This window comes from Microbacterium sp. 22195, from assembly GCF_052056515.1.
Classification (GTDB): Bacteria; Actinomycetota; Actinomycetes; order Actinomycetales; family Microbacteriaceae; genus Microbacterium.
In genome coordinates this window covers 1,029,084-1,042,847 of the sequence record NZ_JBQEPE010000001.1, presented here as the reverse complement: position 1 = coordinate 1,042,847, position 13,764 = coordinate 1,029,084, and the positions used below count along the sequence as shown (strand labels likewise).

The 13,764-nt window shown below is 67.5% G+C and carries 10 protein-coding genes and 1 pseudogene; 7 read left to right on the top strand and 4 right to left on the bottom strand.

Going from position 1 to position 13,764, the window contains the following annotated elements; translation table 11 throughout:
* Window positions 1-38: 38 nt before the first annotated feature.
* Window positions 39-506, top strand: a pseudogene (locus ACTJJ4_RS05140) (acyltransferase family protein); the annotation flags it as partial.
* Window positions 507-585: 79 nt separating this feature from the next.
* Window positions 586-1,014 carry an acyltransferase family protein gene (locus ACTJJ4_RS05135; protein WP_440942297.1) on the top strand — a complete coding sequence of 143 codons (429 nt, stop codon included), beginning with the start codon at window positions 586-588 and terminating at the stop codon, window positions 1,012-1,014.
* On the opposite strand, the gene ACTJJ4_RS05130 is transcribed toward ACTJJ4_RS05135, so the two are convergent.
* Together ACTJJ4_RS05130 and rfbB are read right to left on the bottom strand one after the other, a co-directional pair.
* Entirely contained in the window at window positions 1,002-2,411 is a 1,410-nt protein-coding gene (locus ACTJJ4_RS05130; RefSeq protein ID WP_440942296.1) for a sugar nucleotide-binding protein, read from the bottom strand. The two genes, ACTJJ4_RS05135 and ACTJJ4_RS05130, sit on opposite strands and share 13 nt — an antisense overlap.
* Entirely contained in the window at window positions 2,411-3,409 is a 999-nt protein-coding gene (gene rfbB / locus ACTJJ4_RS05125) for a dTDP-glucose 4,6-dehydratase (protein ID WP_440942295.1), read from the bottom strand. The genes ACTJJ4_RS05130 and rfbB overlap by 1 nt, the downstream gene beginning before the upstream one ends.
* Window positions 3,410-3,500: 91 nt before the next feature.
* On the opposite strand from rfbB, the gene rfbA reads away from it, so the two are divergent.
* From rfbA to ACTJJ4_RS05100, 5 genes are all read left to right on the top strand, one after another.
* The gene (gene rfbA, locus ACTJJ4_RS05120; RefSeq protein WP_440942294.1) at window positions 3,501-4,370 is read left to right on the top strand and encodes a glucose-1-phosphate thymidylyltransferase RfbA; all 870 of its coding nucleotides are present in this window, start codon (window positions 3,501-3,503) and stop codon (window positions 4,368-4,370) included.
* Window positions 4,371-4,447: 77 nt separating this feature from the next.
* The gene (locus ACTJJ4_RS05115; protein WP_440942293.1) at window positions 4,448-6,394 is read left to right on the top strand and encodes a rhamnan synthesis F family protein; all 1,947 of its coding nucleotides are present in this window, start codon (window positions 4,448-4,450) and stop codon (window positions 6,392-6,394) included.
* A 113-nt stretch (window positions 6,395-6,507) separates the two neighbouring features.
* Window positions 6,508-8,319 carry a rhamnan synthesis F family protein gene (locus tag ACTJJ4_RS05110; RefSeq protein WP_440942292.1) on the top strand — a complete coding sequence of 604 codons (1,812 nt, stop codon included), beginning with the start codon at window positions 6,508-6,510 and terminating at the stop codon, window positions 8,317-8,319.
* Between the two features lie 50 nt (window positions 8,320-8,369).
* Complete coding sequence (locus ACTJJ4_RS05105) at window positions 8,370-9,275, top strand: ABC transporter permease (RefSeq protein WP_440942291.1); 906 nt, start codon at window positions 8,370-8,372, stop codon at window positions 9,273-9,275.
* Window positions 9,275-10,465, top strand: coding sequence for an ABC transporter ATP-binding protein (locus tag ACTJJ4_RS05100; RefSeq protein ID WP_440942290.1), 1,191 nt, complete (start codon window positions 9,275-9,277; stop codon window positions 10,463-10,465). Before ACTJJ4_RS05105 ends, ACTJJ4_RS05100 begins: the two co-directional genes overlap by 1 nt.
* A gap of 28 nt (window positions 10,466-10,493) precedes the next feature.
* Here ACTJJ4_RS05100 and galE read toward each other — a convergent pair whose 3' ends face one another.
* On the bottom strand, window positions 10,494-11,516 hold the full coding sequence (gene galE / locus ACTJJ4_RS05095) for a UDP-glucose 4-epimerase GalE (RefSeq protein WP_440942289.1): 1,023 nt from the start codon (window positions 11,514-11,516) through the stop codon (window positions 10,494-10,496).
* Between the two features lie 63 nt (window positions 11,517-11,579).
* Window positions 11,580-13,721, bottom strand: coding sequence for a glycosyltransferase family protein (locus ACTJJ4_RS05090; protein WP_440942288.1), 2,142 nt, complete (start codon window positions 13,719-13,721; stop codon window positions 11,580-11,582).
* Window positions 13,722-13,764: the final 43 nt, after the last annotated feature.

Sequence of the window (13,764 nt, the reverse complement as noted above, 5' to 3'; positions counted from 1 at the left end):
TGCGACTGCTCGCCGACACGCCGCTCAAGTACGCGCTGATGGGTCCCGAGGCCGTCGTCGTGTTCTTCGTGCTGAGCGGCTTCGTCCTGGTACTCCCGATACTCCAAGGGCGCGCGCTCGACTTGTGGACCTACTACCCGCGACGGATCCTGCGGCTGTGGCTGCCCTCCGCGGGGGCGATGGCCTTCGCGATCATCGTCATCCTGCTCGGGCACCAGAAGCCGGAGACGGCACCGAGCGAATGGGCCAGGGCGTTAAGCTTCGCGACGCTCACACCATCCCAGATCGTGGATTCGTTCTTCCTCATCACCGTGTCGACTCACGTCATCAATCCGCTCTGGTCGCTGCGCTGGGAGCTGCTGTTCTCGTTGATGCTTCCGGTCGCATTCGTTTCGGTGGCGCGGATCACCAGGGGACACTGGCTGTGGATGATCGCCTGCGGCGCGGCCACGTCCGTCGGCATCGTGCTGGGCGTGCAGGCGCTCATCTACGGCCCGATGTTCCTCGCCGGATGCGTCGCGGCAGTGATGTGGACTTCGCGCACGCCTCCGCGCAGCGCAGCCGCGCCCGTGGCTCCTTACGGTCGTGGGCATCGTGGCGATCGGGGTGCCCGACCTCGTCGTGCGCGTCGTCCTTCCGGACCTGCTTCCGGCCGGGGCCAGAGGGGCGTTGCAGGGTTTCGTGACGCTCGGTGCGGCACTCATCGTCTGGGGGCTCGCCTCGCCCTCAGAGCTGGCGCGGCTTCTCGGCACGGCACCGTTCCGGTTCCCCGGAAGGATCTCCTTCAGCCTCTACCTCGTGCACATGCCGATCCTGCTGGGCTCGCTGCACGTCGCGCCGGGCACGCCGCACCGGGCGCTGTTGATCGCCGTCCCGGTCGTCTTTGTCGTCGCCTGGCTCTTCACCCTCTTCGTGGAGGAGCCCTCGGCACGGCTCGCGCGAGCGGCCGGACGCCGTGCCTCGGAACAGGTGCAAGCCCTCCACCAGGCGAGCGCGGGAGTTCAAGACAAGTAGTCTCGCAGCGACTCGAGCCCGGGACGGCTCTCGAATCCCGTCGCCTCGAGCTTCGACAGGTCCAGCACGCTCCACGCCGGCCGCGGTGCGACCGGTGCGGTCGCGGACGCGAAGTACTCCTCGGTGCTGACACCGGTGATGCGTGCCGGGTCGTGCCCGGTCTCGGAGAACACCGCGCGGGCGATGTCCGCCCAGGATGCGGGCTCGCCCGAGCTCGTGACGTTGTAGACGCCGTACGGGGCTTCTGCGTCGAGAAGGTGGACGATCGCCCGCGCGATGTCGGTCGTGAAGGTGAGGCGCCCGATCTGGTCGTCCACCACACGCGGATCGATGCCGCGCTCGGCCAGCGAGGCCATCGTGCGCACGAAGTTCTTGCCCTCGCCGATCACCCACGACGTGCGCAGGATGTAGTGCCGCGGCGCCGTGCCCACGGCCACGTCTCCCGCCGCCTTCGTCTGCCCGTACACGCCGAGCGGCGCCAGCGCGTCGTCCTCGCGGTACGGACGGTCGGCCGTGCCGTCGAAGATGTAGTCGCTCGACACGTGGACGAGGGTGATGCCGTTCTCGGCGGCGATCCGCGCCAGGCGGGCAGGTCCCTCCGAGTTCGCAATCCACGCGTCGCGTCGTCCCTCGGGCGTCTCGGCGAGATCCACCGCCGTGTAGGCGCCGGCGTTGATGATCGTGCCGTAGTCGCGCCAGCGGCGAGCGGTCGCCAGATCGGCGTCGGCGAGGTCCAGGTCGGCGCGGGTCGCGTACTCGACATGCGCGGCGTCGCCCAGCTCGGCGCGCAGTGCCAGGCCGAGCTGACCGTTCGCGCCGACGACGAGGATCCTGCGCGGCGCGATCGGGGTGACGTCCGCCAGCCGCGGGTGGTTCTTGTCCTTCTCCGAGATCTCCACATCCGCGAGCGGGATGGGCCACTCGATCGCCGCCGTCTCGTCGGCGAGGTTCAGGAACGAGTAGGACGCGTCCGGTGACCAGTGGTCGTTCACGAGGTAGGTGTACGCCGTGTCCGGCTCCAGCGTCTGGTACGAGTTGCCGACACCGCGCGGCACGAAGATCGCCCGGGACGGATCGAGTTCGGTGGTGAAGACGGTGCCGAAGTTGTCGCCTTCGCGCAGATCGACCCAGGCCCCGAAGATCCGGCCGGTGGCGACGGAGACCCACTTGTCCCAGGGCTCCGCATGGATGCCGCGCGTGGTGCCAACGGCGTCGTTGAACGAGATGTTGTTCTGCACCGGGCCGAAGTCAGGAAGGCCCAACGCGGTCATCTTGTCGCGCTGCCAGTTCTCCTTGAACCATCCGCGCGCATCGCCGTGCACCGGCAGCTCGAGGACGATCATCCCCGGAATCGGCGTCTCGACGACCTGGAGCTGCTTGCCGAACTCGACCGTCATCACTGTCCCTTGGTCGCGTAGAACGCCTCGGTGGCGTCCTTGGAGGGCGCCCACCAGGCTTCATTGGCCTTGTACCAGTCGATCGTGGCGGCGAGGCCGGACTCGAAGTCGGCGTACCGCGGGGCCCAGCCGAGCTCGGTGCGGAGCTTGGTGGAGTCGATCGCATAGCGCAGGTCGTGACCGGCGCGGTCGGTGACGTGGTCGTACGCTTCGCGCGGCTGACCCATCTGCTCGAGGATGAGCTCGACGACGTCCTTGTTGTTGCGCTCCCCGTCGGCGCCGATGAGATAGGTCTCGCCGATGCGCCCCTTGTCGAGGATCGTGAGCACCGCGGACGAGTGGTCGTTCGCGTGGATCCAGTCCCGCACGTTTTCGCCGGCGCCGTAGAGCTTGGGCCGGATGCCGCGGATCACGTTGGTGATCTGACGCGGGATGAACTTCTCCACGTGCTGGTACGGGCCGTAATTGTTGGAGCAGTTCGAGATCGTGGCGCGCACGCCGAAGGAGCGAACCCAGGCGCGCACGAGCAGGTCGGATCCAGCCTTCGTGGAGGAGTACGGCGAGGACGGGTTGTACGGGGTGCTCTCGGTGAACCGCTCCGGGTCGTCGAGCTCCAGGTCGCCGTAGACCTCGTCGGTCGAAATGTGGTGGATTCGGCGGTCGTGCTTGCGAGCCGCTTCGAGCAGCGTGTATGTGCCGACGATGTTCGTGTCAAGGAAGGGGCGCGGGCTGTGCAGTGAGTTGTCGTTGTGTGACTCCGCGGCGTAGTGCACGACGGCGTCGGTATCGGCGAAAAGCGTGTCGACCAGTTCCGCATCGGTGATGTCGCCGTGCACGAACGTCAACCGGTCCGCGGGCAGACCGTCCAGCGACGCACGGTTGCCGGCGTAGGTTAGGGCGTCCAGCACGGTGACGTGGTGGTCGGTGTTCTCCACGACGTGGTGCACGAAGTTCGAGCCGATGAAGCCGGCGCCGCCGGTGACGAGCAGTCTCTGCATGGTCTCCAGGGTAGCGGGGACCGCTCAGTCTCCCCGGTGTGGACGGCGGTGAATTCACAGGAACCCGGACGGAATGCGAGAGAATGGCTGCATGCGTGGAATCATCCTGGCCGGTGGCACCGGCTCGCGGCTGCACCCGATCACCCTCGGTATCTCGAAGCAGCTGGTCCCGGTGTACGACAAGCCGATGATCTACTACCCGCTGTCGACGCTCATCCTGGCGGGCATCCGGGACATCCTGATGATCACAACCCCGCACGACGCCGAGGCGTTCCAGCGCCTCCTCGGTGACGGCTCGCGCTTCGGCGTCTCGATCACCTACAAGACCCAGCCGTCTCCGGACGGCCTCGCCCAGGCCTTCGTCCTCGGCGAGGAACACATCGGATCTGATTCCGCGGCCCTGGTGCTAGGCGACAACATCTTCTACGGCCAGGGGATGGGCACGCAGCTGCGTCAGTACACCGACCTCGACGGCGGCGTCGTGTTCGGATACTGGGTCGACGATGCGACGGCCTACGGCGTCGTGGAGTTCGACGACGCCGGCCGCGTGGTCTCCCTCCAGGAGAAGCCGGCGCAGCCGAAGAGCAACTACGCGGTGCCCGGTCTGTACTTCTACGACAACGACGTGATCGAGATCGCCAAGAACCTCAAGCCCTCGCCTCGCGGGGAGCTGGAGATCACCGACGTCAACCGCGAATACCTGGACCGCGGGAAGCTGAAGGTGCAGTTGCTTACCCGCGGCACCGCGTGGCTGGACACCGGCACGTTCGACTCGCTGGCCGAGGCGACCGACTTCATCCGCACTGTCGAGAAGCGTCAGGGGCTGTCCATCGGTTGCCCGGAGGAGGTCGCCTGGCGGATGGGCTTCCTCACCGACGATGAGCTGCGCGAGCGTGCGGAACCGCTGATCAAGAGTGGTTACGGTGCGTACCTACTCAAGGCCCTCGCCCAGGGTCGCTGAAACTCCGCGCCCTAGGCTGATCGGCGGCCCTTGGCGCGTGACGCCGACGGTCTCGTGACTGTGATTATCCGGAGCTGATGCGTCTCATGACTTCCCTTTCCCTGCCTTCGTCCTTTCCTGTGGGTGGTCGTCGGCTTGTGGTGTATGTGGTGTGGGATCGGCGTGGGGGTGTGGAGGATTTCGTTCCTCATGCTCTTGCGGGGTTGCGTGAGCATGCGGCGCGGGTGCTGGTGGTGGTGAACGGCTCTTTGTCGGAGGAGGGTCGGGCGAAGCTGGAGCCGGTGTCGGATGAGATCCTGGTGCGTGACAATGTCGGGTTCGACATCTGGGCGCATAAGGATGCGTTGGATCATGTGGGCGATGCGATCGGCGAGTTCGATGAGGTTCTGCTGACGAACGACACGTGGTTTGGTCCGGTGCGTCCGTATGGTCCGGTGTTCGAGCGGATGGGGGAGCGTCCAGTTCATTTCTGGGGCATGACGGATCATGTGCGGCAGGAGCCGAATCCGTTCACGGGCAAGGGCGTTCTTCCGTATCATCTGCAGTCGTTCTGGATCGCGGTGCGGCGGGAGATGTTCCTGTCGGAGGCGTGGCGGCGGTATTGGGCGGAGCTGCCGGAGATGCCGTCGTATTTCGATGCGGTGCTCAAGCACGAGGCGATCTTCACGGAGACGTTCGCGCAGGCCGGCTTCACCCACGACGTCGCCTTCTCCGAGGGCGACTACCCGACCGAGCATCCCGCGCTGTTCAACCCGGATCTGCTCGTCGAGGACGGCTGCCCACTGGTCAAGCGGCGACCCCTGTTTCACTACCCTCCCTTCATGAACCGACACGCGGTGAGTGGACGCCGCATCGTCGAGACCATGTCGGAGCACGGATATCCGGCAGATCTGGTGTGGAGCAACCTGGCGCGCAACGTGCAGCCCAAGGTGCTGAACACGGACGCCGGGATGCTCGAGGTGCTTCCCGGTCGCGCGCTCGTCAAGGAGGCCGCCCCCGCGCCGAGGCTCGCCGTCGTGGCGCACTTGCCTCAGACCAAGGACCTCCCCCGCGTCATCGGTGCGCTGCGCGCTGTCCCGCACCCCTTCGACCTGTTCGTCACAGTCCACGACGACCGCATGGTGGCGGAGATGCGGACGGGTATCGAGGCGCTTAGGCTGGACCGGCTCACCCGGGCCGAGGTCCGGGTCGTGCCTGCGGCGGGCCGCGACATGAGTGCCCTGCTGCTCGGCTGCCGCGACGCGCTGACCGAGGGGCGCTACGACCTCGTGTTCAAGGTGCACGGGCGCACGCCACGTCAGCGATCGCAGAACGCGAAGCGCTACTTCTCCCGCTATCAGCTGGAGAACCTACTCGACTCGCCGGGTTACGTGCGCAACATGCTCGCGCTGTTTGAGCGGGAGCCGGGCCTCGGCATCGTCTATCCGCCGATGATGCACGTCGGATACAGTCTGCCGGGCCGGGCGTGGTCGTTCTACCTGCCGCGGGCGAAGGAGATCTGCGCCGAGCTAGGGATCCAGGTGCCGTTGGACGGCATCTCCCCGCTGGCGCCGTTCGGCGGTATGTGGGTGTGTCGCCCCGAAGCGCTGCGGCGGCTGGTGGACGCCGGGCATGCGTACGAGGACTACGAGAAGCCGCGATCCAAGTCGGTGCCGGCGCTCGCGAAGGTCGTCGAGCGGCTGATCTCCTACGCCGCCGCGGAGGACGGGTTCCACACCCGGACGATCATGACGGCCGAGCACGCCTCGATCAGCCACACGTCGATGGAGTACAAGGTCGACCAACTCGCCTCGACCACCCCGGGCTATCCGCTCGAGCAGATCCAGTTCCTGCATCGCGCCGGATGGTTCGGCACGGGCGGCATCGTCGCGATGATGCGGATGTACGTGCGCCTGAACCACCCCGAGGTCGCACGGAGCCTGCATCCGGTCCTGCATCCGCTGGGCCGCTTCGCGCGGTTCGGAGTCCGGACGGTGAAACGGGTCCTCCGACGAGGGCGACCCGATGAAGGGAGGGCACGATGAGCGATCCTCGGTCGGCTGCGGTGCTCCCTGTGGGTGGTCGTCGGCTTGTGGTGTATGTGGTGTGGGATCGGCGTGGGGGTGTGGAGGATTTCGTTCCTCATGCTCTTGCGGGGTTGCGTGAGCATGCGGCGCGGGTGCTGGTGGTGGTGAACGGCTCTTTGTCGGAGGAGGGTCGGGCGAAGCTGGAGCCGGTGTCGGATGAGATCCTGGTGCGTGACAATGTCGGGTTCGACATCTGGGCGCATAAGGATGCGTTGGATCATGTGGGCGATGCGATCGGCGAGTTCGATGAGGTTCTGCTGACGAACGACACGTGGTTTGGTCCGGTGCGTCCGTATGGTCCGGTGTTCGAGCGGATGGGGGAGCGTCCAGTTCATTTCTGGGGCATGACGGATCATGTGCGGCAGGAGCCGAATCCGTTCACGGGCAAGGGCGTTCTTCCGTATCATCTGCAGTCGTTCTGGATCGCGGTGCGGCGGGAGATGTTCCTGTCGGAGGCGTGGCGGCGGTATTGGGCGGAGCTGCCGGAGATGCCGTCGTATTTCGATGCGGTGCTCAAGCACGAGGCGATCTTCACGGAGACGTTCGCGCAGGCCGGCTTCACCCACGACGTCGCCTTCCCTGCCGCGGAGATCGGAACGAAGAACCCTTCGCTGTACCGCGCCGAGGCCCTTCTGGACGCGGGCTGCCCCACGCTCAAGCGCCGGCCCCTCCTGCAGTGGCCCCCGTACCTCGACCGCCATTCCGTGGTCGGGCGCTGGACGCTCGAGAAGGCGGAGTCCTACGGCTATCCGATGGAGCTCCTTTGGCGCAACGCCGCCAGGACCATACCGCCGAAGGACCTGAACACGGACGCAGCCGCGCTGGAGGTGCTGCCCGAGATCGACGTCTCCTACGACCCCGGGCGACCGCTGCGGACCGTCGTGCTCGCGCACATCTTCTACGTGGAGATGGCGGACGAGATGCTTGATCGCGCCGACACGCTTCCTGGCGCGTACGACCTCGTTGTCACGACGTCCGACGAGACGCGCGCCGAGGGCATCCGCGAGGTGCTGAGCCGGCGCGGTTACGACCGCGGGACGGCGGAGGTGCGGGTGGTCGGATCCAACGACGGCCGCGATCAGAGCGCCTTCCTCATCGCCTGCCGCGACGTCCTGCTATCGGGACGCTACGACCTGTTCGTCAAGATCCACTCCAAGAAGACGCCGCAGGACGGCTTCAACATCGGGCGGCACTTCAAGGAGCAGCAGTTCCTGAATCTGCTGAACAGTCCCGGCTACACGGCGAACCTGATCGCCCTCTTCCAGCGCGAGCCGGGACTCGGTATAGTCTTCCCGCCCATGATCCACATCGGCTATCCGACGCTCGGCCGCGGCTGGTCCGTCAACAAGCCCGGTGCCGAGAGACTGTGCGCAGAGCTCGGGATCCGAGTGCCCCTCGACGACGTATCGCCGCTGGCGCCCTTCGGGTCGATGTACATCGGACGGCCGGAGGCACTGGCCGTCCTGCTCGAGCATCCCTGGAGCTACGCCGACTTCGGCGGGGCGGAGGCATACCGGGACGGCGGCCTCGCCCACATCCTCGAGCGACTTCCCGTGTACGCGGCCGGCGAGCTCGGCTACCACGTCCGCACGGTCAGCACCGCGGAGTACATGTCAGTCAGTCATACCACGCTGGACTTCCTGCTCGACGAGATGTCCGCCACGACGCCCGGCTACACGTACGAGCAGATCGAGCTTCTTCGGAAGGCAGGGTACGTCGGCACCGGATCCGCGCGAGACTTTGCCAGAATGTACATGCGCGTCAATTTTCCCGGCACCGGCGCGCGGTTGCGCGCGATCATGGCGTCCGACACGGTGATGGGCAAAGTCGCCCGGGCTGCTCGGAAGCCACGGACGGCGCTTCGGCGCCTTCTCGGCCGATGACCGGAGCGGACCCGCTTGCCCGGAACGGGATTCACGGAAGTATGAGGATATTGGACACCACGGAACGTTTCGCGCGCATCGCGGCTGAGTCGTTCTCCACGATCGACTCGCGCGGCCTCCGCGTGCGCGGAGGCAAGATCAGGGAGATCATCTCGCGGCGGCAGTTGCTGTCCCTGCTCGTACGACGCGATCTGCAGGCGCGTTACCGCGACAGCATTCTCGGCTTTCTATGGACCGTGATCAGACCGCTGATCCAGTTCCTGATGTACTACCTGGTTCTCGGACAGTTCCTCCGTGCAGCAGAAGGCGTCCCGCAGTTCGCGATCTACCTGTTCTCGGGTCTTACGCTCTTCGGTTTCTTCAGTGACATGGTGTTCGGCGCGACCGGCTCGATCGTAGGCAACGCAGGACTCGTGAAGAAGATCTATGTGCCACGGGAGGTGTTCCCTCTGGCGAGCATTGGCGCCGCCGGCTTCATGTTCCTGGTGCAGTTGCTCGTGCTGATCATCGCGGCAATCGCCTTTGGAGCGCTTCCCGCTCCGGTGCACATGCTGTGGTTCTTCCCATCCTTGTTCGTGGTGATCGTGTACGGGGTCGCAATTGGATTGCTGCTGGCAGCACTGAACGTCTATCTCCGTGACATCCAGTACCTCACCGAGGTCGTCATGATGCTCGCAATGTGGGCGTCACCGATCGTCTACTCCTGGTCGATGGTGCAAAGCGCGCTGGAGCGCTATCACCTTCCGAACTGGATCCTCGAGATCTATGCAGCCAATCCGCTCACCATCGGCGTGCTTGGTTTCCACCGGGCATTCTGGGGCGCGGGCACCGAGGCTGACTACCCCGCGCACCTTGCGTTGCGCATGTTCATCGCCGCAGTGATCGGCGTCCTCCTGCTCTGGTTCGCTCATCGAGTGTTCAACCGGATGCAGGGCAACTTCGCGCAGGAGCTGTGATGACAGACACCGACAATCGTCCCGACATCGTCCGTCTCAACGGCGTGGTGAAGGAATTCCGGGTTCGCAAGGACAACAGCCTGAAAGACCGCATCGTCCATTTCGGCAAGCTCGGTCAGGAGCATCGCACTGCGTTCACGGCTGTGGACGACGTCACGCTGTCTATCGAGGCCGGTACGACCGTGGGACTCATGGGCGCCAACGGTTCGGGGAAGTCCACGCTGTTGAAGCTCATCGGCGGCATCGTGTCGCCGACGAGGGGAACCGTCCAGACGCGTGGTCGCATGGCTGCACTGCTCGAGCTCGGGGCGGGGTTCCACCCCGACCTCAGCGGACGCGAGAACGTCTACCTGAATGCGTCGCTGCTCGGTCTCAACCGGCAGCAGATCGAAGATCGATTTGACGATATCCTCGCGTTCAGTGGCATCGGAGACTTCATCGAGACCGCTGTGAAGTTCTACTCCTCGGGCATGTACGTGCGACTCGCCTTCGCGGTCGCCGTGCACACCGACCCCGACATCCTCCTCGTCGACGAGGTCCTGGCGGTCGGCGACGAGGCGTTCCAGCGTAAGTGCATGGATCGCATCGCGCAGTTCCGCAAGGAGGGGCGCACGATCATCCTGGTCAGCCACTCCGCGAACCAGGTGCAGGAGCTCTGCGACCGAGGCATCGTGCTCAGCCACGGCGAGGTCGTCTTCGACGGGGACACGAACGAGGCGGTCGGTGCGCTGCGCAACGTGCTCGACGGGCGCCGCGCGGACGAGGCAGCTCCCGAGGAGACGCGGCACCCGATCCAGGTCAAGAGCATCGAGCTGCTTGACAAGACTGGTGAACCGACCAAGGAGATCGATGTCGACGACCCGCTGACGATCCGAATCAATGTGGACGGCCTTCACCGGATCGAGCGGTGGGAGGTCGGATTCAGCATCGACACCCCGCTCGGTCACATGGTGCTGGCGAGCAACACCGAGATGCTCGGCGTCACCCTCGATCCGATCGACGGCCCTCGTGCCGTCGACCTCACGATCGCGAGCGTGCACCTGGGCGCAGGGCAGTACTACGTCAACGCCAACGCGGCGGGTGTCAGCGAGCACAGTTCGCACGGGCTGTCGCAGGGCATCATGTTCACGGTGCGCGGCGGTGATTCGAGCGTCGGCAGCGTGTCCGCCGACGTCGTCGTCGCCTCCTGAGCGACGCGGGGGCTGATCGAAGCGGGCCTCAGCGGGCCGTCTCGTAGCCCTGCGGGTTGCCGGACTGCCAGCGCCAGGCGTCCTCGGCCATCTCGGCGATCCCGCGCTGTGCACGCCAGCCCAGCTCGTCCTCCGCGCGCGTCGTGTCGGCCCACGCTTGAGCCAGATCGCCGTCCCGGCGCGGCAGGACCCGGTGCGGGATCGGGCGCCCCGAGGCCCGCTCGAAGGCGGCGATGAGCTCGAGCACCGAGGTGGCACGGCCCGTGCCGAGGTTCCATGCGCGCACGCCCGCATGGGCGCGGAGGTGCTCCAGCGCCGCGACATGGCCCTCGGCCAGATCGACGACGTGGATGTAGTCGCGTTCGCCCGTGCCGTCGGCGGTGGCGTAGTCGTCGCCGAAGACTCCCACCTCTGCGAGCCGTCCCACCGCGACCTGCGCGACGTACGGTGCAAGGTTGTTCGGGACGCCGCGCGGGTCCTCGCCGATGAGGCCGCTGCGATGCGCTCCGATGGGGTTGAAGTAGCGCAGGAGCGCGATCCGCCATGTCGGATCCGCCTGCGCCAGGTCGGTGAGGATCCGCTCGATCATCACCTTGGTCTGGCCGTAAGGATTCGCGGCGTCGAGGAAGCCGCCGTCCTCCCGGTAGGGGGCGTTCTGGTGGTCGCCGTAGACGGTCGCGGACGAGGAGAAGACGAGTGTGCGCACATCGTGCCGCTGCATCACGCTCAGCAGCGAGAACGTCGAGCCGAGGTTCTCGCGGTAGTAGCGCAGCGGCTCCGCGACGCTCTCGCCGACGGCCTTGAGCCCGGCGAAGTGGATGACGGCGTCGGGCTTCTCCTCGGTGAACACGGCGTCGAGCGCGTCCTCGTCGGCCACGTCCACGGTGTGCAGGCGCGCGGCGCGTCCCGCGATCCCGGCGACGCGCTCGAGCGAGACCGGGGAGCTGTTGGCGAAGTTGTCGACGACGATGACGTCGTCGCCGCGCTCGAGGAGGGTGAGGACGGTGTGGGATCCGATGTAGCCGGCCCCGCCGGTCACGAGTACGCGCACGTGTGCTCCTTGGCTCTGGATGGTCCTTCGATGCTACTGGGTTCCTGTGGACGGGCCGGGACCTCAGGCGCGCGCGAGGACGTCGGCGAGCAGCGCTCCGGCGCGTGCGTCGAAGGAGTGCTGCGCGCGGATCCGGTGGGAGATGCGGGCGAGCTCGTCATCGTCGCAGAACTTCGGATCCAGGGGTGCTTCGGTGAGCGCGAGGAGCTCGGGGATCTCGAAGTACGTGCGCACGGCGCCGCCGAACAGCTCGACAATGCCGGTCACGTTGTCGCTGATCGCACGTCCGCCTGCGGCCACCACGTCGAAGAGCCGGTTCGAGACGAAGCCCTCCCGGCGCATGGCGGGCCAGTGGTCGTTCAGTACGGCGCCCGCCGACTCGTAAAGGGCGGGAAGGGCGTCGTTGGGGACGTGCGTTCCCGCGATCGCGGACCCGGGGATGTAGCCGCGCCAGTCGGGTCCGTAGACGCGCACCGGACGCTCGGCGCGCAACGGCTCGACGACGGAGGGTCGTGCGATACCCCGGGCGGTGCCGACGAAGACGAGGTCCGTGCCGCGCGCGAGTCCGGACGGCCGGAAGCGGCGGGCGTCGGTGCACTGCAGCAGCGCCCGCACCTCGGACCCGAACCGCTCGGACGCGGCGCGCGCCCAGGAGGTTGACGCGGCATACACGAGGTCGTAGTCGGCGACCTCGTCCGCGCCGATCTCGTCCGGATGGCTGATGATCCACAGGAGTGAGTGCGCGGACGGAGGCGCGGGCAGGCGATGGGGACCGCGCAGCGCCAGGACCACGTCGTCGAGGCCGGACGACCGTCGCGCGCGCGCCGGCCGGGCGTCGACGGACGCGTACTGCCCGTGCCGCTCCAGGGCCTCGGCGAGAGCCCGGGCGAAGTGCGTCTCACCCCAGGACTCGCCGCGGGGGCCGGCGGGAGCGCCCGTCTTGATCGCCCAGCGCAGGCGGGGCACCTCGGTGCCGTCCCCGAGTCGGAACGTCTCCGCAGAGCGGACGTAGCGAGGTGCGAGACCCGCCGCCCCCCGGGTCCAGCCGGCCGCGCGGAGCCCGCGGGGCTCCGGCGGGGCGCCGTCCTCTCGGAGCATCGGCGCGGGGACGTCGCCCAGCCGGCCGCCGAGGACGGACTCGTCGAGCAGGGTGCGCTCCTCGGTCCCGGCGCCGATCGTGCGCGCCGTCACGGGCGCGTCGATCGCGGCGACCGGCAGGGCGGATCCGAGCGAGCGGGCGTCCTCCGCCGGATGACCGGCGAAAACCCGGTACGGGGCACCGTCGTGAACGAGCACGCCGGCGGACGCGATGGTGCCGTCGGACGAGAGCCAGACCGGTGCGACGGGCCCGGAGGCGGACGCGGCGATCAGTGCGCGCAACGTGTCGGCCGTGACGAGGGCGCCGGGTGCGCGCCGCACGAGTACGGAGCCGGGCGGCGGGTCGGCGATGTCCGCGGAAGCGCGCTCTATGAGCAGCACGCGGGGGTCGCCCAGCGCGAGTTGGGCTGCCTGCAGCCGCACCTCCGCGGGCGCGGTCTCGACCTCGAGCATCAGGGTCGTGTCCCTCCCGTCGCTCTCGGGGCTGCGCCGATCTTCGTCGATGACCTGCAGGGGGGCGCGCAGGCCGGCACCGTCCGCGTCCTCCGGCCCCAGCTCCCAGCGCAGCACGACGCCGGCCGGCAGCCGGGCCGGCGAGCCGGGAGAGTCCGGTCGGAGGATGCGCGCGGCCGCCGCGTGGAGGTCCGCGAGCGTGACCGTCGCGCCGCCGCGCAGGACCAGGCTCCTCCCGGAGATCAGCGCGCGCCAGGCGTCGCCGAGCGGCCCGGCCGACCCTGGGGACCGGCCGTCGTCCGCATATGCGGGAGCGTCCCAGGCGCACGACGTCTCGATGCGCGCAGGATCCGTGAGGAGATACGCGTACAGGGCCGGAACGCGACCGGAGTCGGAGAGCTGACCGGAGACGAGCCGCTCCGAGAACAGCGGGTTGAGGGACAGGCCCGATGCGAACCCGCTGCGGACATAGGCGCGGATGGCGTGACGCTCCGAGACGGGCCGTCCGAGCTGGATGCCGGCGTAGACCGCATCCACGACTCCCGAGCGACGGATCACGCGGGCCCACCAGAGGCGGTCGACGGCGACGAGGGGCGCGCGCAGGATCGGCAGGGAACGCGCAGAGCGCCAGAGTCCTCGGAGGCGAGTCAGCACCCTTGGGAGTCTAGGCGCTCGCCCCGGGCGTGCAGACGGAGGA